Origin of the sequence: Nostoc sp. (assembly GCF_036917415.1) — a bacterium.
Taxonomy (GTDB): Bacteria; Cyanobacteriota; Cyanobacteriia; order Cyanobacteriales; family Nostocaceae; genus Nostoc.
Genome location: NZ_JBALDJ010000114.1, coordinates 77,494 through 102,437, shown reverse-complemented (window position 1 = coordinate 102,437; position 24,944 = coordinate 77,494). Strand labels below are relative to the sequence as shown.

Genomic DNA, 24,944 nt, shown 5'->3' with positions numbered 1-24,944 from the left:
ATAAATTTATAATGTCATCCTAGCGAGTCAGATTTATGTTGACAATCGCAAATAATCCCAATCAAATACTTCACTAATGACGGTTTTGTATTAAATTATTAAACATTATTTCTAAATGTTGTTACTCTGAGTAGGTAAGAATAAAGTTTCTTTTATATGCTGTTTTACTTCATCAGCTAATTTACTATCATTTATCAAATCTTAGAGGATGTCTGAGAAGTATCAAATATTTGTTTATCCCCCCTAACCCCCCTTAAAAAGGGGGGAATAAAAGTCTTAAAGTTCCCCTTTTTAAGGGGAATTTAGGGGGATCTCCAAGGGTTAGGTGTATACAAAAAAACTTTTCAGACATCCTCCAATATTTCTAAATTTTTTCATAATATTTCTTTAATAATTTCTTTTGATGTTCGCTCAATACTAAATCATAACCAATTAACTGTCTTATTCTATCAAGCCAGTTTTGACCATATTCTTGTCGCTATTCCTCAAATCTTACTTGTTCTGTTTTTGGATTAGGTAATTCGATTTTTATATATCTTGTAAGCAAGCTTTCAAATTGAATTTATAGAGCTTGAGCAGTTACTGGGTTATTTAGTAATACACCAGCTTTGATATTTTACTCGTGAGCCGCTGCTTCCGTCATCCCAACTGTTTAATTTAATAGTGGAAAGCAGACTAAAACTCGTTTGAAACTCAGAGATAGCTCTTCAAATTTCAAGCTGGCTGATTTTGCTGAGTTAATTCATTGCTATCCTTCATGGTTATCCAACCAGATAAGAGGTAGAGCAATAATGCTAGGCAATGACTGAAGTAGAAAAGCTGTTGGGCGTCCTAAGCTAATGCTGCCGTAGATTCCTGCGACAAATGCACACATCAGAATAAAGACCGCAGGCTTGACTTTTGGTATCTTAGGATTCATAGCGAGTAATCCCCAGAGCGCACCAGCACTGAGAAAACCATTGTAGAGACCTACATTATGGGCAAGGATTTCGGCTTTTTGCGCGATTGTGAAACCTCCAAGCAATGTTTCTTGCACAAAAGAGGTTTGCCACAAAAACATCTCAGCCACTAGGAAAAACAGATGAGCAACCACAGCCCAAACCAGACAAAAGTTGATCCAATACTTAGGAATACTTAGAAACTTCATGATGTATTTTCCGAGGGGATTAGTTTTAAAAGTCGGGGCAATTGTCAGAAAGCTCACAAGGCTTAAGCTGAAATTGTAAGCATCAGTACCTTGTGAGCAAATGACTAAAGCTGGTGATTGAGTTGTAGTTGTAATAAAGCTACCAGTGCTAATCCCAAAAAAGGAAGCTTCTGATGAATTGTCGACAACATTACAGTTGGTTTGTAACACTGTAGACGAGCTACTTTATTAGTTGTTAATAGCTGAGGCAGTTGCCAGCCTAAGCGTGGAATAGCTGGGATCAGACCAATGAGCAATGCAGAATCAGTAAGAGTGCTAACAAATAGAGGAAGAATAGTGAAAAATGAAGCAAAACCACTCCCAAAACCAAAAAATCCACTTTCAATAACATTGACAGTAAAGTTATGGCGAAGGTCTTTTTGAATTTCAGAATTAAGCATTTTTATAAATATTGCAAGTTTGGTGATTTATTCTCTTTGGGGAAACTCAGGCTGCATTTTAAACAGGTTTATCTTCTTTTTGTAGGTACTTAGAAATTACCTAAGTATCCACAAAAATCTGAGTTCCATAAATTGTTCCCAAATGCTGTACTTAAATCACCCTTGAAAAATATTTTTGTAAAATATCCCAATTTTTGATGGTGAGCCTTACTGCAAAGGAGTCCTGGGTCAGTGGCAGGTCTAGGTTAACTTTGAAGGTGTACGTCGGTGGTGTCTGATTGGCTGTTAGCGGTATAGATTATATCCTCACAAAGCTCACGCCTCTTAATCACAGAGATTGACTAGACAAGACAGTAAAATAGCTAAAGCATAGGCGTAGCCCGTTGTAGGCATCGCACAAAAATTATTCAGAAAAGTTGATTTGAAGCTGGACTCTTTGGGTTGGGTCGAAGGAAAACGGAAGTGTGTCTATCGGTTTGTTGACCACAAGATTGTCGTGAGTTAATTTTGGGGCAGTGGGTAAATTAGTTATCAGGTATGACTCGGGAGTCAGAGTTTGAGACTTTGTGTTGACTGAAAACTTTTCACTGTTCGCTGATTTGGTGTCAATCATCGATAATATATGTATATACACCAGTCATTGATACCACCACATAAGACATTCCCCAAAAATTGCGAAAGGTTGTGAAAACTGGTGCTGCTCAAGGCTAAAAGGATTGGGGCGGGTGCAAATCTGTGGTGTGTGATTGGTTGCTGGTGGTATCCCTAGACTTGAAACTATTTAGTTGTTAAAAATTATTGATTGTGAGATTTAAAACAATAGTATTCTATGGTTCCTACAGGAGCGATCGCTAGGGCATCAAAGCTGCCAGATATATAAATCTTTGACGATAACTTCTTTGGCGATAACTTCCATAGTTTCTTTCAATACTGGAAGCCAAACGCAACCCTTAGTCACCCTTTAAGAGAAACTTGTGTGAAGCTGTAAGAGAGTGAAGAATCAAACTCTCTTCTACTAATCAGTTCTGACTTGCCCTTTGTAAATATGCCTTCAATTAACTACAACCGCACCGACAGCCAGCAGCCACAAAGCATTACCATTGAAGGTTATGTTGTTCGTCCAGGATTACACATTATCAGTTACGAGCAACTCAAGTTGCTACGAGAGCAAACACAGCATCATTCTCAGCTTGAATCTCTAGTGAGCCAAGGTGTTATTAAGTTGACTGGTTAATAGTCGTCAATTCACTTGCAATTCATCTCATCACCTACCCAATAAGCAGGTGATGAGATGAATTGCTGTATCAGTTAAGTTCTAAGTAGGTGAGTCGGAACGTTCTATTTGCTGACGAATGGTATTAATAGAAGCATTAATACCAGCTAGTTTGGACTCTAAATCATCTCGCATCCAAATCAAGAATTTTAATTTCCGCTCTAAGCTAGTTTTGTGCGAAATGGGTTCGCTTCCGTAACATGGATTACCCCAAAAAGGAAACATATTTTACCTCTGTATTTAGCTTTTGTAAGAGTGCAATAGATTGCACCATTACATTCTGACGAATAACAATTAGACTGGTGTATGTAACAACCGACCATTATTGTGGGTGCTTAACGAACTTTTGCTAAAAGTTGTCTCTTGAATTGGTGGAGGTATTTAACCAAACTGCCATCAACTCTTTCCACTTCTCCTCTAAGAAAAAGTTGAAGTGACGATACCATATTCAAAGGTTCTGGCAATTTGGCATTACAACTCTGTATTTTGCAGTTTAAATGAGATATCAACAGAACAGAACAACCACAAATCGCCAGTTGTTGACCCAACACTGTAAAAGAACTCAGCAGCCAATTTACAGCGTTTGGTCATCGCTTCTCTACGAGACGCTGCGCGAACGCTACAACTGGCTAGTAATTTACTAGAAAACCCATAGTAAAAGTGCATAAGCTAGAAAGCTGTCTTAACACGGCTAGTAAAATAAATGTGAAGTACCCGCAAATCAACATACTTATATCAGTGTAAATACTTCTAATAATAGATGACTTAGTAAAAGGGAAAGGGATAATGCTGAAAGGCGTAATATTCTAAGACCAATTACTGAGTAGGAAATTATTTTATGAAAACCAGAAAGCTAGGCAAACAAGGGTTAGAAGTTTCAACTATCGGACTTGGTTGCATGGGAATGTCTGAGTTCTATAGCGGTCGTGATGAAATTGAAGCGATCGCGACAATTCATCGAGCATTAGAACTTGGAGTGAATTTTCTTGATACTGCTGATATGTATGGGCCTTTTACCAACGAGCAACTAGTAGGCAGAGCAATTAAAGATCGCCGAGATCGAGTAGTTTTAGCAACTAAATTTGGCAATGTCCGTACTGAAGATGGTGGTTTTAAAGGGGTTGATGGTAGACCAGAATATGTCCATCAAGCTTGTGATGCCTCGCTAAAACGTCTGGGCGTGGAAGTGATTGACCTCTATTATCAACATCGAGTAGATCCAACTGTCCCCATTGAAGATACTGTCGGGGCAATGGCAGAGTTAGTCAAGCTGGGAAAAGTGCGTTATTTGGGGCTTTCGGAAGCTGCCCCGGTGACGATTCGACGGGCTGTAGCAGTTCACCCCATTACTGCACTGCAAACAGAATACTCTCTTTGGAGTCGAGAGCCAGAGGATGAAATTTTACCTACTGTGCGGGAATTAGGAATTGGGTTTGTTCCTTATAGCCCATTAGGAAGAGGATTTTTATCAGGTGCGATCGCTACCCCTGACGATCTTGCACCGGATGACTATCGAAGAAATTCTCCTCGCTTTCAAGGTGAGAATTTTTATAAAAACCTGCAATTAGTCGAGCAAGTCAAGGCGATCGCCAGCGAAAAAGGAGTAACTTCTAGTCAGCTTGCTTTAGCATGGCTATTCGCTCAAGGAGAAGATATTGTCCCAATACCTGGTACAAAACGCCGTACTTACTTGGAAGAGAATATTGCAGCTACCGAAATTATCCTGACTGAACAAGATTTGAATCGACTTGAAACAGTTGCACCAAAAAATGTGGCAGCTGGCGAACGCTATCCTGACATGAGTACTGTTAACCGTTGATCCATCTCAGTGCTGGAGTATTTTTTCAAATTTCGCTTTCGATGCACAAGCAGATATTACAGCAGTTTGCAACAAGCGTGAGGTACAAAACCGAGGACTCAAAAATTAAATTATTCTTCTCCCTCCAGCATAACTGCCTCCAGCCTCCTGCCTCCTGCCTCAAAACTAGTGACTTTGTACTTCATCCAAACGAAAACTGCTGTAACGCAGCTTAACAAAGTAATCACCCAGAATTCTCAGAGGAGATGTCAAAAGTAGCGATCGCTATTTTATCAGCTACATATTTGGACACTTATTCAATCATCTGGAAACTGCCAGCACGAGATATGTTCAATATCTTTGCTGCCGCATTTACTACAGACTGCATCAATCACAGAGTCCACCCATTCATAGCTACAACTACGACAATGACAGAAAATGTTATTGCGATTAGCCATTTCAATACCTTGATGCCACTGTTGTAGTTGAGAAGAGTCTGGAAAAGCTTCTGACATTTCATCAAACCTCGTTCGTGTCATTGTCTGTATTATGAGCCTAACAAGCCCCGAAGTGAATAACTCAGTATTAATCCCCCTGACTATCGCCGTGTCTATAGCGCTATCGCCCGTCAGCATTGCTGGTACTGTCCAAGGTTCAACCCATACTATCAAAATGTCTTCATTTAACCTCAGTTCCCAAAAATGGCAAAACCGGGTGCTGCTAATCTTTGCACCGTCTGTTGATAACCACAATTATCAGCAACAGATGCAGGTATTTAACCAACACCAAAACGATTTTCAAGACCGAGATTTAGTTCTCGTTCAAGTTTTGGCAACAGATAAAAGCTATGCCAACGGACAGTTAATAGATGAGTCTTCTGTTGCAAATTTGCGAAATCGTTTTGGGGTTGAGCGAGAAAATTTTCGTGTCATTTTGATCGGCAAAGATGGTGGTGTTAAGCGCCAAGAAACTACACCAGTGCAAGCGACAGCAATTTTTAAGCAAATTGACGCTATGCCCATGCGTCAGCAAGAAATGCAAGAACGATAAATTGGTAAAGCAGTTGGTTTTATTGTTTAACATTAATGCAAGTACAGGTAATTGCCCTTTCCTACAAATGCTACGCCAATCCCTAAGCGCAAACCTCTTACAGCACCAGAGTTCTACAAGTTGAGTAAACTTAAGTGCGAACCTACAAAAGTATCTGCTTTCAAACCTGAGCTTAATTCTTCAAGTAGATGAGAACACTCATTAAAAACGCATATACTGCAATTATCAAGCAATGAATTTATTAGCTCCTAGTTTTAGACCTACTAGGAGCTTTTTTTTATTATCCATCTTTAATTAAGGGAGTTCATCACCAGAAGTAATAGCGTTCATCCTCAAGGCTATGGATTATTGCTTCTGTTGGTAGATTGAATGTCAATATTTGGATTGCTATTGTGTATTTGTCACTAGAAAACGTTTATCAAATAAAAATAATGAATATTCTTGCTTGGATTGTTTTGGGTCTAATTGCTGGTGCGATCGCAAAGGCTATCTACCCCGGTCATCAAGGCGGCGGAATTTTAGCAACAATTTTATTAGGAATCGTTGGTGCTTTTATTGGTGGTAGTTTGGGTGTATTCTTCAGTACAGGAAGCTTTGCTCTAGCGGCTCCCTCTTTGAGTATTCCGGGTATTGCAGTGGCAGTTCTGGGTGCAATTGTTGCAGTCTTCTTGTGGAATGCGTTAAATAGCCGCAGTGCTTTGTAATAAATTAAATTGAATTAACTATTTTAGAACTTACGCACTTTTTGTCTTACCTGTCAATGCGTAAGTTCTGTTTATCAACAATTCCTGACAGAATTTATTGCTTGTTATGCTGATAGCCTCAAAATTATTCAGGTTGAAAATGTTGAGGCTATAATCTTATTTTGAATGCTCTATCTGTCGCAAACATTTTTTGAATTAGTATTAGAGAAGTCGTAAATCTCTGCCTTACAGGCTTATAAGGTCTGTAGCAACAACAACAGCGTGCTAAATCGCGAATTTTATACTTGTAATCTAACTTAACTTTATTTGGTGCATAGGCGTAGCCCTTCATAAACATCCCCTGGTAGGATAATTAAAAACTTGGGTTAGCGATCGCAATCTATTAGTTATACGTGTTTTATTTCAATTAAAGTTATTTTTCAGACATATAATTAGTTCTTTACACACTACTAGTATTTAACAACTTAATACTAGTAGTGTGTAAATAGATTAAGCTTGCCTCTGAGCTATTTGCGATGAAATTTAATGAAGAGGTAGTTACGATTCCCAGTGTACAACTTTGACAACTGTCCACAATACTGTTGCGTGTCTCAAGCTCATGGTAATATTATCTTACTATCAGGGAGATATTATTTTATACATCAATTTGTAACCATGCTGAAACAGCTAGTTAGGTGTGCTACCTCCAAAAAACAAAAAATTATTCAACCTACCCAGGAAATCAACAAAAGCCCTAACATACAAACCACAGAGCTTTTGAGAATCTGCTTATATAAGGTACTAAAGAGCTAACTAAGGCTCTTTTTTCGGAATCATCATAGCCAGCGAAAAAGGCATAAAACCCTCTTAGGATGGCAAAAAATTAGACAAGAGTAAATAGAAAAGTTTTGACACAATGTCAATAGGTTTTTGTATATGTAAAAATATCAAAAAGCCCAATTTGTATTGTCAATAATACATTAACATTGTGTGTTTTATTTAGATATTGATTCTCTTTGTGCTTAGTTACCTATATAAAAGTCCTATTTGATTAGTCAAAACTTAAGCTACGCTCGCTCAAATTAGGCAAACACTTAAATTTAACAAATAATTTAGGACTGCTAGATCAATCTCGATCTAGTAAAAATTCGATTATTCACAAAGTCAGTAAGAGTAACAGGAAAAACATGAATATCATAGTTCGTTTGTTTGGAGCGATCGTTCTCCAAGTATCTGCGTTGGCTGCAATGTCTAGCATGGCAATGTCTGATGACAAGCCTTTTCACATCAATACCCAGCAGACTCCTGCTGTTTATCCACGAAAAACAACACAAATGTCTGATGACAAGCCCTTTCGCGTCAATACCCAACAGACTCCTGCTGTTTATCCACAGAAAACAACACAGAGGATTTGCTCTTTAGATCCTATTGAAGATTTATTACCTCCACCACAAACTAAAGCAAGTAATTCTTTGCTTTCTTACCTTGCTGAACAGGGTTTTACACAAAATAAAGAGGGTTCTTGGGTCTGTTATGCCAACGATCCTAAAAAAGAAGGACGTTATTTTACTTTATTTAAGGTCAAACAAGTTAATAGCAGGCTCATAGCAAGTTCTTTCCTAGATGAAGGCAGTCTGATTCAAGGGCAGGAAAATCGTAGCTTGGACTTCTTTATGATGCTGATTGAGCGTCATACGAATACTACTAAAGAGAATCGTCAAGGTATACGTAGATATCTACAAGCCTTCGTTTCCTTAGTCAAGGAAGGGAAGATTAAACCTACACGTCGTGGGTATCTTTTTGACCAACCAAACCGGGCGATAGTCTTATATCACACACTCTCATCAGGAAATCTCAAAGGTACAGGAATCACGATCAACATTTATTTAGCTAAGAGTTGAACTGGGGAGCAGGGAAGCAGGGGAGGCAGGGGAAGCAGGGGAGAATAATAATTCCTGACCAATGACCAATGACAAATGACAAATGACAAATGACAAATGACCAATGACCAATCCCCAATTAAATTGCTGTCGTTTAGTGGAGGTGCATCTTGCCTAAATCAATTGTTCAAAGAATTGCGATGCCGAAGGTAGTTCGCTTTGCAGCGATCGCATTCTCATCTGTTGCAGTAGTACTCAGTACGTGTCAGTCTGCTTTTGCACAGCTAAATGTTGGACGCTATGGCATCCAACAAGGACTGGAGTCTGAGTATCTCCAGTACCAAATTAAGAACCAGAATTTGAGCCAGATGCGAGTCATTCCTGGATGTGATGTGGGATTTGGTCTGACCTGCAATAAGACTGGCTCGGTAATCCAACAATTAGTGGAGTTAAACAATGGGACTAGTTATCAAAACCTTTTGATCCGAGCAGCCGGTGGGGAGAAAAACTTCCAGAATTTCGCTAGCTTCTACGGTAATAATCCCAATCTCTCTGCGGTGCCTTACGCCTCATTTTGGAGAAACGCATCTCCCGCAATCATGGATGGATCTCAGTACCTTCTTGGACAACCTTTTGGTCGCAATCCAGTAGAAGGACTCGGACTTGTAACCAAGCAGTTCTACTGGGCACCATATTCAGGAGTCAATGACTCTGTTAGCCTCCGTAATGGATTACTAGACCTGAAATTGTCATACGGACGACTGCTGTTTGAAGAGGCTTCACAAATTTCCAATATTCAAGAGCAGATTCAGTCTCTAGGTCTGTCGCCAGAGATGACAAATTTTTATTTAGATAAAATCTCTACAGGCTTGGATGCGTTGAGTTCTGGAGATCAGAACCAACTCCAACAGAAGATTTTTGAAGTACTATCCTTTCCATACTCCGAAGATGGTGGAGAACTCGGACGCCCCAATAATGCGATTCCAGAGGAATTTAATCAGCTCTTAGGAGAAGATATCGCAGGAGATACTTTGCTGAGTGACAATCCACTAGCCTTGGATGGAGAAACAATAGCTTTTGATGCTTTACCTAGCTCTGCGGGAGATGTCTTGGTACCAGGCAGTTCTAATTCCTTTCCACTTTGGCCAATAATCGGCGTTGGGGGTCTCGGTTTAATTCTGCTTCTACTACTGGGTGGTGATAGTTCTTCAGCTCAACCACCTGTTTCTTCATCTCCTCAACCACCTGCACCTGTTTCTCCAGGAAATGCACCTTTGTCTCTCAACAACAAAGGCGAATGCGATCTGACTCCCAGTGGTAATGGTTCCAATCACACACAGATGATTGAAATTCCATGTAGTGTGACTCCTCAAAGCCCTACGGAAGTGAAAAAGGTAATGGAGCCATCAACGATCAAAGCGCTTGTATTGCTAATTGTTCTACTATGGATAGTCGGTAACAAACACCGAACTTTAAAAATCCGTCATTCGTAATTATGTTACATAAGGGGATTTAGCGAAAAGTTAGAGCGCTAGTTTCCAATACGCTTGGGTTGGCGCTAAAAACCTTAAACTGGTAGGTTGGGTTGAGCAACGCGAAACCCAACATCAATCGGAGTATTGGGTTTCGTTCCTCAACCCAACCTACAAATTTTTTTGCAAAAATTTAGCCTTGCCATGCCAGTAGGGTAGCACAGCCAGCTGTGCTACCCTACCCATGTAACTCATTTAAATAAGAATCGCTATTATTACAAAATTGTAATTCAGACAAAGGGAAAGCTGTCATATTGGGCTGGTGTAATTAAAACTATCAACTCTTTCCAATCTCAGCGAAACAAGATTGATTGTTATGATTATTCGTCAATTTCTAGCTTTGGCAGCCATTTCCCTCACGCTTGCAGCCTGTAGTCAAGCAGGCAGTAACCCGAATCTGACCTCCCAAAACCCCCCTCAAGCGGGTGAGCAACCACCGCAAGGGAGGCGATCGCACCGCCAGATAGATTTTACAGCCGCGGCTCAAAAACTCGGTGTTACCGAAGCCAAGTTAAAAGAAGCTTTGGGAGTACCCACTAATCCAACCAATCCACCAGCTGGAGAGCGTCGCCGTCCCGACCTGAAAGCGGCAGCTACAAAACTTGGTGTTACCGAAGAGAAATTGCGGGAAGCGTTGGGGATTCCGGCACGTCCTTTGAGCAATTCTTCTAATTAATCAATTACTTGCGGGAGTCGAACGCAACGACTCAATTGTTGTTTACAACCAAGGTGCATTCATAGCGTATGACATTTAATTCTCCCCAACAAATTACACTCAAGCCTTTTAAAGAAGGTTTGATAAAAGGCAAACTGACGAAATGGCTGATGGGGTTATTGATATTCAGTTCACTCACAGGCGGTGGATACCTCGTTTACCGTCAGACGGTGATTTCTTCAACTCAAGAAGCCAGAAGCAAAATGCAGACAGTCCCAGTCGAGCGAGAAACGTTAGCGATTACCATCTCAGCTAACGGTACTGTTGAAGCCAAGCAATCGACCAACGTCAGCCCCAAAAGCTCTGGACAGCTAAAGAAATTGCTGGTAGATGAAGGTGACTCTGTGAAAGCGGGGCAAATCCTGGCATACATGGATGATTCAAATCTGCAAGGGCAACTAATTCAAGCACAAGGATCTCTGGCTTCTGCTCAAGCGAATTTGCAAAAGGCGATCGCTGGCAATCGCCCTCAAGATATTGCTCAAGCACAGGCACAATTAGAACAAGCCCAAGCGACTTTAGAAAAAGCAGAAGCAGGTAATCGCTCTCAAGATATTGCTCAGGCTGATGCACGTTTAAAAAGCGCTCAAGCAAGTTTAACAAAAGCCGAAGATGATTTGAGCCGCAATCAGCAACTATACAATGCTGGTGCTATTTCCCTTCAGACTTTAAACCAAAAACGCGCCGACAAGGATAGTGCTAAAGCTTCCGTAAATGAAACGCAGCAAGCGTTGGCATTGCAAAAAGCTGGGTCACGCAAAGAAGATATCGAGCAACTAAAGGCTGTGGTTAAGGAAAAACAGCAAGCTTTAGCACTACTGAAAGCAGGAAACCGCCAAGAAGATATTGACGCCGCACGCGCTCAAGTGGTTCAGCAACAGGGCAACCTAAAAACGATTCAAACACAAATTCAAGACACGGCAATTCGTGCCCCATTTACTGGTATTGTGACTTCCAAGTATGCCGATCCAGGTGATTTTGTTACACCGACAACATCTGGGAGTTCGGTTTCAGGATCGACCTCTTCTTCGATTCTGTCGCTGGCATCAACTTATCAGGTGGTGGCAAATATTGCCGAAACCGATATTAGCAAAATTAAGGTAGGGCAGTCGGTAAGTATTACAGCCGATGCGTATCCTGACAAAACCTTTAAGGGAAAGGTTGCCCAGATTGCAGCTCAGGCAACTGTGGCAACCAATGTTACCAGCGTTAAAGTCAAAGTGGATTTCACCGACCCTGAGACTCTCTTGCTTCCAAGCATGAATGTTGATGCTAAATTTGATGCAGGCGAATTAAACAATGTGCTTGTTGTACCAACAGTGGCGATCGCTCGTCAGAGTAATGGCACTGGAGTACAGGTACTTACAGAAAATGGTAGCACTCGATTTGTGCCAATTAAAACTGGAGCTACGGTAAATAACAAAACCGTTGTGCAATCCGGTTTACAAGGAAATGAAAAGGTTTTAGTGAGTGCGCCATCGAATTCTAACAAAAATAGTAATACTAACAGGGGCATTTCTCCTGGCGGTATGGGTGGCCCTCCTCCTGGTGGTCCTTAGTACAAGTACAGTTTTGCCTAAAAGCATAGCGTTTTTAATACAGGAGAACACATTAACAATGCAAGCTGAGACATTAACAATGCAAGCCAATGCATTAACAATGCAAGCCGATGCATTAACAATGCAAGCCGATGCATTAACAACGTAAGCCGATGCATTAACAATGCAAGCCGATGCATTAACAATGTAATAGCAGTTTAAAAAAAGAATGCGACAAATAGACCATTTGTAGAGACGCGATGAATCGCGTCTTCACCCAAGGATGTGTTGCAATCATTAATTGAATTGGTATAGCCGTAGTCACACAGGTTAGGACATAATGACAAGCATGAAAGCTAGGAATAGTAATACTTTTGCCTCCTGCCTTCTGCCTCCTGCTATATAAGCCGATAAATGGCATTGCAGGGTATAACCAAATTTAATTAGCTACGAATTAATAAAATGCTGTACTTAGATTTAGTTTCACAAGCAAAGTTTAGCAATGATCAAATCACGCAATCGCAAACCACTGGTTAAACAGGCATCTACTCTAATCCGCAGTTCTTCAGTATCAGCCGTTGAAATTTTGACAATGGCGTTAGAGACATTGTGGAGTAATAAACTCCGCACTGCGCTAACAATGCTGGGTATTATCATTGGCATTATGGCAGTGATCGCTGTTACCGCCATTGGTCAAGGCACTCAAAAAGCAACCGAGCAACAACTACAATCACTCGGAACCGACATTTTGCAAGTGCAAGCGGGTGCATCTAGAAGTGGCGCGGTGCAACAAGGCGCTGGGAGTGCTACGACATTGACTTTAGAAGATGCTGAGGCGATCGCGCAACAGGTTTCAGGGGTTGAGCGGGTATCGGCTATTCTGCAACAATCTGCCCAAGTCGTCTATGGCGAAAACAACGACTCAATGACCATTATTGGAACTGATGTCAATTATCCAGATGTACGCAACACCCATCCTCAAACAGGCAGGTTTTTTACTGAGGAAGAAGTCAAGGCGGCAAAACCTCTGGCGGTTTTAGGCCCCACTGCGCGCGATGAACTGCTGGGGTCAGGAAGTATTGCAGAAGGCGCACAAATCCGCATCTCTGGACAAACCTATGATGTGATTGGCGTTATGGAGACGAAGGGAGCGCAAGGGCCACAAAACCCGGATGAACAAATTTATATCCCGCTTACCAATATGTCTGCTCGGCTAGTAGGAAATAATGCCGTTAAGGGAATTGCCATTCGAGGAATTTATGTCAAAGTCAAAAGCCAGGAACAGCTAGACGCTGCTCAGTATCAAACTACGAATCTCTTGCGGGTAAGACATGGCATTTATCCAGATAAAGGAGATAAAGATGATTTTCGGACTGTAAATTCGGCTGATATCATCAACACGCTGACTAGTACATCTAAGCTTTTTACCGTAATGATAGTGGCGGTTGCGGTAATTTCTTTAATTGTTGGCGGTATTGGTATTGCCAATATCATGCTTGTGTCAGTGGTCGAACGAACGCGGGAAATCGGGATTCGGAAAGCGATTGGAGCGACTAGCACTGCTATTTTGAGCCAGTTTTTAGCCGAGGCAGTTGTGATTGCGGTAATTGGAGGGGTAATTGGTATTGGACTGGGAATTGCGATCGCCTTTGCTGCCTCAAATTTGTTTAAATTTCCTTTCGTGATTTCGCTCTGGTCAATACTGTTCGGCTTTGGTTTAACGTTTGTAATTGGGTTACTGGCTGGCGTAATTCCGGCTCGCAATGCTGCCAGACTTGATCCAATTACGGCGCTCAGAAGTGATTAAAACATTTTTAAAGTAGAGAATTACTAATATGGCAACGATGATTTGGATGGAAGAAATTCAGAAAACATATCGTCTTGGGGAAGTCGAGGTTCCGATACTCAAGGGTATTGACTTGTCTATTGAAGAAGGCGAATACGTTTCAATTATGGGGATGTCTGGTTCGGGGAAATCTACGCTGATGAACATCATCGGTTGCCTCGATCGCCCCACATCTGGACATTATATTTTAGAAGGCAGAAACCTGACTACGCTAACCGATGATCAGTTAGCATATATCCGCAATCGACGGATCGGTTTTGTGTTTCAGCAGTTTAATTTGCTGGCTCGTTCTACGGCTTTAGAAAACGTGATGCTGCCAATGGTCTATGCAGGTGTTCCTAAATTGGAACGTAGAAAACGCGCAGAGTCAGCTTTAACTCGTGTTGGCTTGGCAGAGCGAATGTTAAACCGTCCTAACCAGATGTCTGGTGGACAGCAACAGCGAGTAGCGATCGCCCGCGCCCTCGTCAACCGCCCTGCGCTTGTTCTAGCAGATGAACCCACTGGAGCTTTAGACAGTCAAACCTCTCAGGAAGTGATGGATTTGTTGACTGAGTTAAACAGTCAAGGCATCACGATTGTCATCGTTACACATGAACCAGATGTAGCCGATCAAACTAATCGGATCATTCATGTTAAAGATGGTTTAGCTGAGGGGGTAACAAAGAAGCTACAAACCAGACTGGATATATGTGCATAGCATCTAAAACCTGATGAAAATCGGGTAGTTTAGTAGCCCTTTGCCTAGCGTTCAGTTCCCGGAGCGTCCCGTAGAAAAGGAAAGGTATCGTCTGTTAATCTGCGGCCAATTCACCACATTCCACCAATTATCCAAATACTCAGCCCGACGGTTGCGATATTTCAGGTAATAGGCGTGTTCCCATAGATCGTTACCCATAATCGGATATGAACCCTCCATAATCGGGTTATCCTGATTTGCTGTGGTGATAATTTGGAGTTGCTTTTGAGGATTGCGTACTAACCAAACCCAACCACTACCGAAACGAGCTGCACCCGCGGCGTTAAACTGTTTTTTAAAAGCATCAAAACTGCCAAAAGTTTGGTTAATTTCTTGAGCGATCGCGCCTGATGGTTGTCCACCACCTTGAGGACTCATCAGTTGCCAAAAAATCGTATGGTTAAGATGACCACCGGCGTTATTGCGTACCTTTGTCCGAATACCTTCAGGTACGCTGTTCAAATTCACTAGCAAACCTTCAACACTTCTTTTTTGCAAATCTGGATACTGCTTCAATGCATCATTTAAGTTGTTGACGTAGCTAGCATGATGTGCATCATGATGCAATTTCATCGTTTCAGCATCAATAGCTTTTCCTAGTGCCCCATAAGCATAAGGCAATGGTGGTAGCTGTGCGGGAGAAGCACTTAATGATCTATTAGGATAAGCTACAGTGGCAAACGGTCTAGTAGGTGTTGGTGTAGAAGATTGTGCCTCAGCTATTAGTATTGGTTCGTGATAAATTAGCAGAATTGTCAACACAATTGTTGTGAAGAAAACTATTTTTTTTCGCCAAAATCCGATCATAAATTGTAGCCTCAAAATCAATATTATTGGCTTATAACCCGCTCGTAGACTGTTATTTTGCAGTTACATTAAGCCAAATATTATATATATTACCTTAGTTGTCAGTTAATTTAAACAAAAATAGATATAGCTGAAATTTTATTTTCTAAACCTATAATTCAAACCATGTAACAAAAAAATCTCTTTTGCTAAGAATAATTATTAATCAAACTCTTAATTTTTATTGTGCTATGGGCGTTTATTCCGCCCGTGTGAACATCTTGTTTACACCATAATAGCTAGATTTTATTCATTATTTTAGCTGGGCTATGCCAATACAGTTCAGTTAAGCATTTCTTCTCTTCCTTTGCGTTCTTTGCGCCTTTGCGGTTCGTTAAAAAATTACTTTGATAAAGAATTAAGCCTTAACTGAACCGTATTGTGGGCTATGCTACTACAACTTTTCTATTATTTAGCTTAGTTTTTGTTTTTCATCTGTCTGTAAATAGCTGCAATGTTGCGAGCATCATCAATGCCACGATGGTGTGTGCCTTTTAATTCTATCCCCAACTCATTGAGAGCCTGCGCCATGCCAAATTTTTTAGATACGCCAAGATATTCTGAAAATTCTTCTTTGATATTTATATGTTCTGAAGTAAAAGGATAAGGAAAATCATGAAACGCACAATCTTGAATAAATTGCTTTTTGTCGTAATTACCCCAAGAACAAAAAATATAGTTGGGAAATAAATTAATCCATTCTTTAAAGCGAGAAATTGCTTCTAAAAATTTGGGTGCTTCGTCAACATCTAGCTGGCGAATGCTAGTCAATTCGGTGCAAAAACCTGTCAGTTGCGGATGTCTCACAGGTTGGATGAATTGCTGAAACTCTGAATCAATTTCCCATGTTGCTCGATTGAGCATCACTGCACCGATTTCGATAATTTCCATTTCGTGACGGGGAATAGTTTTACTGTTACAGCAGGTGGCTTCCAAATCGACTATCAGGTAATAGTGGGATATTTTAGTATTCATATTAGATTGAGAATTAATAATGGTAATTATTTATACTTTCGTATAAAGTTTACAGATTTTCGTGTAGTAATTTTGTATGTATTGTACTACAAAACCGTGATGTTTACAGTAGCTTTGCTTTTTTCATTTATTTAAACCACAACCTCCTGTATAGGCTTGCAGGTAGCTGTTAGACCACAGGAATTTAGATTGATGAAAAAGTTTTAACCCAACGCAATTGAATAGCGATATCAAGAGCGATCGCAGCCAGCGCAAACCATAACAAACTTTCTGCCGCCAACACCAAAAAAGGCCAAATTGTGCTGTGAGAATTCCACCCAAATTCTATCTGAGTTAATCCGCGCACCAAGCCAAAGGCTAACACGCCACCAGCTTTGAGTTGGGGATTTTGATCGGAGCGGATGATATAGCGGTAGGTGACACCAAATAGGAAACCAGTAAAAGTGGCAACTGCACCACTTACCCACAAGCGCCAGTTAACATCACTTTGCAGACATACAAGTGTCTGAAAATACGTTGCTAGTACTAGAGTATTTAACAGACTAGCGATCGCGAAGCTAAAACACACAGATAATCCCCCAATTATTCCAGCCTTGAGGGATTCTATGCGTTCTGCCATTAATTGAGGATCTAAAGTTGGGTTCACTTTATATATAAATTAGGTATTGGGTATTGGGAAAACTCTTTCCCAATACCCAATATGATAAATGCTAGAGCAGTTTTATAATCAATTAAATATTGTTCTCATGTAAGAATTTTGATGATAAACTCGGTTCCTATGTCAGGTTGAGAATTCACTTCTAAAATACCTTTGTGTTTCTCTACAACTAGGCGATTTATCGCGTCTCTCTAACAGTCAAAATGAATTTGACAGACCACTAGTACCGCAAGGCAAAAGTCAGTAATTCTCATTATGAGAATAATTATTCACCGCTTGCTCACATACAGAAGTTAATCATGCAGTTTTCTGAAATAAGGCGATGCCTACGGCGGGCTACGCCTACGCATTCGTGCATTCTCCGATTTTTTGGAGTTATCCTAAAACAACGTTCTCAATGCAAGGTGCGATCGCATTTTGGTTTTTGAGGAGTACGATTGCTAGACTAGACTAATCAGTTTGCTTTTAGCCTAATAAGCGCTTAAGTTGCTTGTACACTTCGTCATCATTACGCTTTCCCACCAAAATCACCTCAACCAAATCAGCATCAGCATCAAAGCGATAAACAATGCGGTATTCTCCAGAATCTATACGATAGTACCCTGCATAACCAGCCAATTCCTTGTAATCTGCTGGTAAAGGGTCAATATTCAAAGACATTACTTTTTTGGCAATCTGAGCAGCGATTTTAGGCTGTAATCCTTTCAGAAAATCAAGAACTGTTTCCAGACCATCGAGTTTTGCCATCTTATCAGATTTTATCAGCTATTATCATCAAGCGCGGCCAAACGCTTGAGTTCTGCCGTAAAAGTTTCTGTACCAACCATCCGTGAGTTAGAGAGTGCAGTTTGAGCTTGTTGACCGATAATTAAATCTTCCAATTGAGCAAGTCGGTTCATTAATTGCTCGTAGTTTTCGACAGACATAATCACATAACTAGGTTGCGATTCTTTTATTAGTAAAACAGGCTCAACAGCAGCTTGGTTTAAAATTTCACTATGGGTATTTTGGATTTCTGTAACAGAAAAGCGCTGCATTTTAACAACTTTACCAAAAACTTATAGCTATATTGTAACGTGTGAAGCGCAAAATTGATTATTAGCAAAGATGGCAATACAGTTTTCTGCAATGAGGCGATCGCATTCATGTATTCTCCAGGTATGAATACTGCACGCAAACCAGCAGAAAAGGTGGATGTGTAACCTTAACTTCTAATTTAATGTATAACTCATCGGCAACAGCAAAACTACTGACCGCTAGTTAGTTCCTTGCTTCTGAGGCTAAGTAATTACACAACTTCAGCTTTTTACAAATTAATTGCATATTTTAGGAGGATGTGAAAACGATGATTATCGTCATGAAATCCGGTTGTCCTCGACAAGAAATTGAATTATTATTCGCAGAACTTTCGCGCTGGAAGATTGTCCCAGAAATCTCTGTAGGTAAACACAAAGTAGCAATTGGTTTGATTGGCGATACAACGGAAATCGACGTGCAGCAAGTGCAAAATCTAAACCCTTTTATTGAGCAAGTGCTGCGGGTAAAGAAGCCATTCAAACGAGCTAGTTTAGAATTTCGTTATGGTGAACCCAGCGATGTAAAGGTGTCTACACCCTCCGAAACTATCGCCTTTGGTCAAAACCATCCTCTAGTCGTAATTGCAGGCCCCTGTTCTGTCGAAAGCGAAGAAATGATTGTAGAAACTGCGCTGCGAGTCAAAGCCGCAGGTGCAAAGTTTCTCAGAGGAGGTGCTTACAAACCACGAACTTCACCCTATGCTTTCCAGGGACATGGAGAAAGTGCTTTAGATTGGTTAGCAACAGCTAGATCGGTTTCTGGCTTGGGTATTATTACTGAGGTGATGGATGGGGCTGAATTAGAAATGGTGGCATCAATCGCAGACATCGTGCAAATTGGTGCCCGCAATATGCAAAACTTTTCCCTTTTGAAAAAAGTCGGTGCAACAGGTAAACCTGTATTACTCAAACGTGGTTTGTCAGCCACTATTGAAGATTGGCTAATGTCTGCTGAGTATATTTTGGCAGCAGGAAATCCCAATGTGATTTTATGCGAACGGGGCATTAGGACTTTTGACAGAGAGTATACACGCAATACTTTAGATATATCTGCAATACCTGTTTTGCGTAGTCTGACTCACCTGCCAATTGCTGTCGATCCCAGTCACGGTACTGGGAAATCGGAATTGGTAACACCAATGGCAATGGCTGCTTTAGCAGCTGGTTGTGATTCGCTAATGGTCGAGGTTCACCCTAATCCTCAAAAAGCCCTTTCAGATGGGCCTCAGTCGCTCAATTTTGCCAGCTTTGAAGAATTTATGAGAGAAATGGCTCCCTTGGGCAAATTCTTTGGTCGCTGGCAAGAACAGAAATATACAAAAAGTGTCGAAACTAATTCTCTACTCCCTTTAACAAATTGGAAGATTGGGGTTCTTTAACAAGAGAGGCAGAGGGCAGGAGGCAGGAGGCAGGAGGAATACTGCCTGACGCTCTCTACGAGACGCTCTTGCTAGCTTGCTTCTCTGTAAGAGTACGCAAACTCGCTACCGCTGCGCTATCTCCTGTGGCGACCTTTCGTGGATCTTACAGGTTTAAATCCCTCACCAAAATCTCCGATTTGGGGGATTGGAATTAGATGGGGTTGAAGCCTCGCCTCATCTAAATTCCAACCTCCTGCCTCCTGCCTTCTTCACTAATTGTCAAGGTTGAAAACTTTAGTCATAAACTCTCAAAAGCATGGATACACTTCGTTTAAGCAAAAAAACTGCCAACAAAATTGCCTTTCCTTTTGTGCATAGTTCTGATAAGGCTGTAATTGTAGGCGATCGCAATCTCACTGTTGAAGAAGTAACTAGTGTAGCGCGTTATGGAACACGGGTACGTTTAACTGACGATCTAGAAAAATTGTCTAATATCCAAGCATCCTGCGATTTTATTCGCCATGCAGTTGAATCTGGCGAACCTATTTATGGGGTAACAACTGGTTTTGGTGGTATGGCAAATGTAGTAATTTCTCCTGAATCTGCGGCGTTACTACAAAATAATTTGATGTGGTATCACAAAGTAGGTGCAGGAAAAAAATTACCTTTGGCTGATGTTCGAGCTGCAATGCTTCTACGTGCAAACTCCCACATTAGTGGTGCATCGGGGATTCGTTTGGAAATCATCAAACGGATGCTGATATTCCTCAATGCTGGTGTTACACCTCATGTCTGCGAATATGGTTCAATTGGTGCTAGTGGTGATTTAACACCTTTAGCATATATCACCGGAGCATTAATTGGTTTAAATTCCAGCTACACCGTTGACTTTAACGGTGAAGAAATAAATGCACTAACAGCATTAAAAAAGCTGGGTTTAGAGCCATTGCAATTACTTCCGAAAGAAGGGTTGGCGATGATGAATGGCACATCAGTGATGACAGGTATCGCTGCCAATTGCGTCTATGACACCAAGAATCTTTTAGCATTAGCAATGGGCGCTCACGCTTTAGCTATTCAAGGTTTAAATGGGACTAATCAATCATTTCACCCATTTATCCATAAGCTTAAACCACATTCAGGACAAAAATGGGCAGCTAACGAAATGCTCAACCTGTTGGAAGGTTCACGGTTAGTTCGAGAAGAGTTAAATGGTTCTCACAACTATCGCGGTGAAGATCCGATTCAAGACCGTTATTCACTGCGTTGTTTACCTCAATATCTGGGGCCAATTGTCGATGGACTTGAGCAAATTCAAAAACAAATTGAAGTAGAAATTAACTCTGTAACTGACAACCCGCTTATCGATGTAGAAAACCAAGCAAGTTATCATGGCGGTAATTTCTTAGGGCAGTACATTGGTGTAGGCATGGATCAATTACGTTACTACATTGGGTTGTTAGCTAAACATCTGGATGTTCAAATAGCCTACTTGGTAGCACCAGAATTTAACAATGGGCTTTCTCCATCTTTAGTTGGTAATAAAGAGCGGAGTGTAAATATGGGCTTGAAGGGATTACAAATTACTGGCAACTCGATTATGCCTTTGTTAACCTTCTATGGAAATTCCATAGCTGATAGATTTCCTACCCACGCAGAACAATATAACCAAAATATCAATAGTCAAGGTTTTGCTTCGGCAAATTTAGCGCGTCAATCTGTAGAAATTTTTCAACAATATATAGCGATCGCCTTGATGTTTGGCGTGCAAGCAGTTGATTTACGCACATACAAAACTATTGGACATTATGATGCTCGTGTCACCCTCTCACCTGCAAGCAGAGATTTATATCTTGCAATCCGCGATGTAGTCGGACAAGTGCCTTCTCCTGACAGACCTTATATCTGGAACGACCACGAACAAGCTCTAGACGAACATATTGCCAAAATTGCAACTGATATTGCCAATGGTGGACAGATTGTGCAAGCAGTTAACCATCTTTTGTTGACCTGACACTCCTAATACCAATTCCTAATGACGCTTACGAGACGCTGCGCGTAGCTTGCTTCTCCGTAGGAGTACGAGGACTCGCTAATGCTACGCTAATGTAATTCGTCAGAACTTACGCACAGGTAACGGAAAAACGAACCACAGAGTACACAGAGGACACGGAGTAATGAGGGGTTGAGAGGTTTTTTGCGTAAGTCCTATTCGTAATTCGTAATTAGGAAAATCAAATTCAATCAGAGTTTTAAGGTTTGCATCTGTAGGCGTGCAAAACCTTACATCCCCGCTTTTGAATAATTGGTATTAATTCACAACTAAATGCAGTCTCTGGTGATGATTTTTTCTAATTAAATAGGAGATAAAATACAATGGTTAAACAAAGTATCTACCAAAATGCACGTAAAAAACCTCCTGGCCCAACAGGTTTTCCGATTATTGGTTGCTTTCCACAAATGTCAACAAATCCGCTGCAATTCCTCACCAATGCAGCGCGTAAGTATGGTGGAGTTGTGCATCTGGGGTCAATCGGCCCGCAACAACTTTACTTGATTGCCGATCCAGATTGTGTGAAGTATGTCCTGCAAGAAAATCCTCATAACTATACAAAAGGTGAAAATTTCCAGGACATTAAACTGGTTATTGGTGAAGGCTTGGTGATTAGCGAGGGTGATTCATGGCGTTCCCAGCGTCGTTTAATACAACCATCTTTTCACCGCCAGCAAATCGCCGCAATGGTCAATGACATGACCCAGCTTACCGCCCAGATGGTAGAACGCTGGCAAAAAATTCCATCTGGTGCAACCCTTGATGTCTCTGCACAGATGCTCGTGCTGACACAGAAGATTCTCCTGAAGACGACTTTGAGTATCGATGCTGATAACGACACCAGCGAACTAATTCAGGCTTGGAATACTATCTACAAGTTCCTTAGCGATCGCTTATGGGCTATCATCAAACCGCCTATTAACTTCCCTACGCCAAAAAACCGCCAGTGTCAACAAGCAATTAACACCCTCCGCACAATTGCCAACAACATCATCCAACAACGCAAACAAGGCAATCATACCGCTCATGACATACTTTCAATGTTCATGAGTACTCAGGATGAGTCTGGTAGAGGATTGAGTGACCAGCAATTACATGACCAGATAGTTGGACTCTTCTCTGCTGGATTTGAGACTTCAGCTGTAACACTTGGCTGGATCTGGTACTTGCTTTCCAAATATCCCACTGTGGAACGCCAGTTACAAGCAGAACTGACTACGGTATTGGCTGGAAGAACCCCGACCTTTGAGGATCTGCCACACCTGAAATATACCAAAATGGTCGTCCAGGAAGCAATGCGACTTTATCCGGGTGCTTGGGTTTATGCCCGCAACAACTTGGGCGATGATTTGATTGGCGGCTATCATATCCCAGCTGGCTCCATGCTTTTGTTCAGTCCGTTTGTCACGCACCGCCTCCCTGCTTTTTGGGATAATCCTGAAGGCTTTGATCCTGAGCGATTCACCCCAGAACGTTCTGTCGATCGTCCGCGTTATGCATACTTTCCTTTCGGTGGCGGCCAACGTCAATGCTTAGGTGACATCTTTGCATTAACGGAAATTCAGTTGATTGTAGCAATGGTGTGTCAACGTTTCCGCCTCAATCTACTGCCTGAACACCCGGTTGAGTGCCAGCCATTGCTAACTCTGCAAACACGCAAAGGCATTCTGATGACATTGCAGCCACGAACTGAACTTGATAACATCAGTCAGCTAAATACTCAAAAGACATTATTAACAGTGAATTCTTCTGATCAATGACTGTCGAAGTAGACAAAGGTAATCAAGTCGAGTGAGTCTTTTTAGCCATGAATATTGCTCATCATGTCGAGCGGGGTTGTCAACTATATCCTGATAAAATTGCTCTGATATTTGAAGATAAATCTTTTACTTACAAACAGCTTAACCAACTAGTAAATTGTCTTGCGAACGGTTTAAGTGGATTAGGAATTAAAAAAGGCGATCGCGTAGTTTTGTTTTTGCCAAATATTCCAGAATTCATCATTTCTTATCTTGGCATTCTCAAAATCGGTGCGGTTGTCGTCTCAGTCAACGTTATGCTGAAAAGCAATGAAGTTAGCTACATTCTCAACGATTGTGCTGCTAAGACAATAATTACCACAGAGTCACTCGTTGAAAATGTACCAGAGGCAGATTTACCCGAACTGCAACACATTTTGATTGCAGAGGGGAGCGCCAAAAAGGGAATGACTTTAGCGAAACTGATGGAAAGTGCTTCTGGTAATGCAGATGCTATTGAAATAGATCGCCATACTCCTGCTAGCATCGTTTATACATCGGGAACAACAGGTTTTCCTAAAGGAGCGACCCTTTCTCACGGCAACATAATTTCTAATATGTATTCCCAAAACCGTTGTTGTGGAATGCAACCAGATGACCGATTACTGCTTTACTTACCGTTATTTCATTGCTTTGGTCAAAATGCTATTCTCAACGCAGCATTAAACGTCTGCGCCACAATTATCCTAAAACGTCGATTTGATCTTGAGCAAATACTTAACGCGATCGCTACTCATCAAGTAACAATGTTCTTTGGAGTACCAACGGTATTCATCAATCTTCTAAATAGTGATTTATCTAGCTACAATCTCAATAGTGTACGTTACTACTTTTCAGCCGCCGCACCGATGCCAATTGAAGTTGCCCAAACTTGGCGAGATAAATATGGAAAAGTCATTAATGAAGGATATGGTTTAACTGAAACATCACCATGTGCATCTTATAATCACGATTTGAAATATAAACTTGGTTCCATTGGCGCTCCAATCGAGAATGTAGAAATGAAAATTATTGACGATGATGGTAATCAGGTAGAGCTTGGTGAATTGGGTCAGATAGGAATTCGAGGGCCTAACGTCATGCTTGGTTATTGGAATCGCCCATTGGAAACTGCGGAAGTAATTAAAAATGGCTGGTTCCATACTGGCGATATTGGTCGGGTAGATGAAGACGGTTTTTTCTACATCGTTGACCGCATGAAAGACATGATTAATGTGTCTGGATTTAAGGTATATCCGACTGAAGTTGAAAATGTGATTTATCAACATTTCTCTGTTGCTGAGGTAGCGGTATATGGCGTTAAGGATGCTATCAAAGGTGAGATAGTTCAGGCAAATATTATTCTCAAGCAGGGCAACATAATTAGCGAAGAACAAATCCTCAATTTTTGTTCTGAAAGAATGGCAAAATACAAACTGCCCTGTGCAATTAATTTTGTAGATTCCCTGCCCAAAAACCCAACTGGCAAAGTTCTAAAACGAGTTTTACGCCAGCAATCAAGCTCTCAGTTAGCTGCTGTTAATAACTAAATGCTA

At 41.1% G+C, this 24,944-nt stretch carries 24 protein-coding genes; 15 read left to right on the top strand and 9 right to left on the bottom strand.

Annotated elements, in window-relative coordinates; translation table 11 throughout:
* Nucleotides 1–748: 748 nt before the first annotated feature.
* Together V7K41_RS25860 and V7K41_RS25855 are read right to left on the bottom strand one after the other, a co-directional pair.
* Nucleotides 749–1,147, bottom strand: coding sequence for a DUF1304 domain-containing protein (locus V7K41_RS25860; protein ID WP_334852820.1), 399 nt, complete (start codon nucleotides 1,145–1,147; stop codon nucleotides 749–751).
* 104 nt (nucleotides 1,148–1,251) lie between these two features.
* Nucleotides 1,252–1,587: a hypothetical protein gene (locus tag V7K41_RS25855; RefSeq protein ID WP_334852819.1), complete on the bottom strand. Its 336-nt coding sequence runs from the start codon at nucleotides 1,585–1,587 to the stop codon at nucleotides 1,252–1,254.
* Nucleotides 1,588–2,632: 1,045 nt separating this feature from the next.
* On the opposite strand from V7K41_RS25855, the gene V7K41_RS25850 reads away from it, so the two are divergent.
* The gene (locus tag V7K41_RS25850; RefSeq protein WP_334852818.1) at nucleotides 2,633–2,821 is read left to right on the top strand and encodes a hypothetical protein; all 189 of its coding nucleotides are present in this window, start codon (nucleotides 2,633–2,635) and stop codon (nucleotides 2,819–2,821) included.
* A gap of 81 nt (nucleotides 2,822–2,902) precedes the next feature.
* On the opposite strand, the gene V7K41_RS25845 is transcribed toward V7K41_RS25850, so the two are convergent.
* Nucleotides 2,903–3,085, bottom strand: coding sequence for a hypothetical protein (locus V7K41_RS25845; RefSeq protein ID WP_292867934.1), 183 nt, complete (start codon nucleotides 3,083–3,085; stop codon nucleotides 2,903–2,905).
* A 272-nt stretch (nucleotides 3,086–3,357) separates the two neighbouring features.
* Here V7K41_RS25845 and V7K41_RS25840 point away from each other — a divergent pair, with 272 nt between their 5' ends.
* Nucleotides 3,358–3,504 carry a hypothetical protein gene (locus V7K41_RS25840; RefSeq protein ID WP_334852817.1) on the top strand — a complete coding sequence of 49 codons (147 nt, stop codon included), beginning with the start codon at nucleotides 3,358–3,360 and terminating at the stop codon, nucleotides 3,502–3,504.
* 194 nt (nucleotides 3,505–3,698) lie between these two features.
* Nucleotides 3,699–4,679 (top strand): aldo/keto reductase, encoded by a 981-nt coding sequence (locus V7K41_RS25835; protein WP_334852816.1) that lies wholly within the window; start codon nucleotides 3,699–3,701, stop codon nucleotides 4,677–4,679.
* 296 nt (nucleotides 4,680–4,975) lie between these two features.
* Here V7K41_RS25835 and V7K41_RS25830 read toward each other — a convergent pair whose 3' ends face one another.
* Nucleotides 4,976–5,197 carry a hypothetical protein gene (locus V7K41_RS25830; RefSeq protein WP_334852815.1) on the bottom strand — a complete coding sequence of 74 codons (222 nt, stop codon included), beginning with the start codon at nucleotides 5,195–5,197 and terminating at the stop codon, nucleotides 4,976–4,978.
* A 10-nt stretch (nucleotides 5,198–5,207) separates the two neighbouring features.
* Between V7K41_RS25830 and V7K41_RS25825 the strand changes: the two genes are divergently transcribed.
* The 8 genes from V7K41_RS25825 to V7K41_RS25790 all read left to right on the top strand — a co-directional run bounded on the left by V7K41_RS25825 (nucleotide 5,208) and on the right by V7K41_RS25790 (nucleotide 14,602).
* Entirely contained in the window at nucleotides 5,208–5,708 is a 501-nt protein-coding gene (locus tag V7K41_RS25825) for a DUF4174 domain-containing protein (protein ID WP_334852814.1), read from the top strand.
* 431 nt (nucleotides 5,709–6,139) lie between these two features.
* Nucleotides 6,140–6,412 carry a GlsB/YeaQ/YmgE family stress response membrane protein gene (locus V7K41_RS25820; protein ID WP_334852813.1) on the top strand — a complete coding sequence of 91 codons (273 nt, stop codon included), beginning with the start codon at nucleotides 6,140–6,142 and terminating at the stop codon, nucleotides 6,410–6,412.
* 1,166 nt (nucleotides 6,413–7,578) lie between these two features.
* Entirely contained in the window at nucleotides 7,579–8,292 is a 714-nt protein-coding gene (locus V7K41_RS25815) for a hypothetical protein (RefSeq protein WP_334852812.1), read from the top strand.
* Between the two features lie 149 nt (nucleotides 8,293–8,441).
* A complete protein-coding gene (locus V7K41_RS25810; RefSeq protein ID WP_334852811.1) occupies nucleotides 8,442–9,764 on the top strand; it encodes a hypothetical protein in 1,323 nt (440 codons plus the stop codon).
* Nucleotides 9,765–10,119: 355 nt separating this feature from the next.
* Entirely contained in the window at nucleotides 10,120–10,479 is a 360-nt protein-coding gene (locus V7K41_RS25805; protein ID WP_334852810.1) for a hypothetical protein, read from the top strand.
* Between the two features lie 68 nt (nucleotides 10,480–10,547).
* Nucleotides 10,548–12,077, top strand: coding sequence for an efflux RND transporter periplasmic adaptor subunit (locus V7K41_RS25800; RefSeq protein WP_442943277.1), 1,530 nt, complete (start codon nucleotides 10,548–10,550; stop codon nucleotides 12,075–12,077).
* 571 nt (nucleotides 12,078–12,648) lie between these two features.
* Complete coding sequence (locus V7K41_RS25795; RefSeq protein ID WP_442943287.1) at nucleotides 12,649–13,863, top strand: ABC transporter permease; 1,215 nt, start codon at nucleotides 12,649–12,651, stop codon at nucleotides 13,861–13,863.
* Between the two features lie 28 nt (nucleotides 13,864–13,891).
* Nucleotides 13,892–14,602, top strand: a complete 711-nt coding sequence (locus V7K41_RS25790) for an ABC transporter ATP-binding protein (RefSeq protein ID WP_334852808.1) — start codon at nucleotides 13,892–13,894, stop codon at nucleotides 14,600–14,602.
* Between the two features lie 51 nt (nucleotides 14,603–14,653).
* On the opposite strand, the gene V7K41_RS25785 is transcribed toward V7K41_RS25790, so the two are convergent.
* From V7K41_RS25785 to V7K41_RS25765, 5 genes are all read right to left on the bottom strand, one after another.
* Complete coding sequence (locus V7K41_RS25785) at nucleotides 14,654–15,448, bottom strand: superoxide dismutase (RefSeq protein WP_334852807.1); 795 nt, start codon at nucleotides 15,446–15,448, stop codon at nucleotides 14,654–14,656.
* Between the two features lie 456 nt (nucleotides 15,449–15,904).
* Entirely contained in the window at nucleotides 15,905–16,462 is a 558-nt protein-coding gene (locus tag V7K41_RS25780) for a 3'-5' exonuclease (RefSeq protein ID WP_334852806.1), read from the bottom strand.
* Between the two features lie 184 nt (nucleotides 16,463–16,646).
* Nucleotides 16,647–17,081, bottom strand: coding sequence for a hypothetical protein (locus tag V7K41_RS25775; RefSeq protein WP_334853204.1), 435 nt, complete (start codon nucleotides 17,079–17,081; stop codon nucleotides 16,647–16,649).
* A 504-nt stretch (nucleotides 17,082–17,585) separates the two neighbouring features.
* The gene (locus V7K41_RS25770; RefSeq protein WP_334852805.1) at nucleotides 17,586–17,867 is read right to left on the bottom strand and encodes a type II toxin-antitoxin system RelE family toxin; all 282 of its coding nucleotides are present in this window, start codon (nucleotides 17,865–17,867) and stop codon (nucleotides 17,586–17,588) included.
* A 14-nt stretch (nucleotides 17,868–17,881) separates the two neighbouring features.
* On the bottom strand, nucleotides 17,882–18,157 hold the full coding sequence (locus V7K41_RS25765; RefSeq protein ID WP_334852804.1) for a type II toxin-antitoxin system prevent-host-death family antitoxin: 276 nt from the start codon (nucleotides 18,155–18,157) through the stop codon (nucleotides 17,882–17,884).
* Between the two features lie 308 nt (nucleotides 18,158–18,465).
* On the opposite strand from V7K41_RS25765, the gene aroF reads away from it, so the two are divergent.
* The 4 genes from aroF (at nucleotide 18,466) to V7K41_RS25745 (ending at nucleotide 24,938) form a co-directional block, all read left to right on the top strand.
* On the top strand, nucleotides 18,466–19,575 hold the full coding sequence (aroF, locus tag V7K41_RS25760; protein WP_334852803.1) for a 3-deoxy-7-phosphoheptulonate synthase: 1,110 nt from the start codon (nucleotides 18,466–18,468) through the stop codon (nucleotides 19,573–19,575).
* A gap of 298 nt (nucleotides 19,576–19,873) precedes the next feature.
* Nucleotides 19,874–21,571: an HAL/PAL/TAL family ammonia-lyase gene (locus V7K41_RS25755; RefSeq protein ID WP_334852802.1), complete on the top strand. Its 1,698-nt coding sequence runs from the start codon at nucleotides 19,874–19,876 to the stop codon at nucleotides 21,569–21,571.
* 362 nt (nucleotides 21,572–21,933) lie between these two features.
* On the top strand, nucleotides 21,934–23,370 hold the full coding sequence (locus V7K41_RS25750) for a cytochrome P450 (protein ID WP_334852801.1): 1,437 nt from the start codon (nucleotides 21,934–21,936) through the stop codon (nucleotides 23,368–23,370).
* 47 nt (nucleotides 23,371–23,417) lie between these two features.
* Entirely contained in the window at nucleotides 23,418–24,938 is a 1,521-nt protein-coding gene (locus V7K41_RS25745) for a class I adenylate-forming enzyme family protein (RefSeq protein WP_334852799.1), read from the top strand.
* The last annotated feature ends 6 nt before the right edge of the window (nucleotides 24,939–24,944 follow it).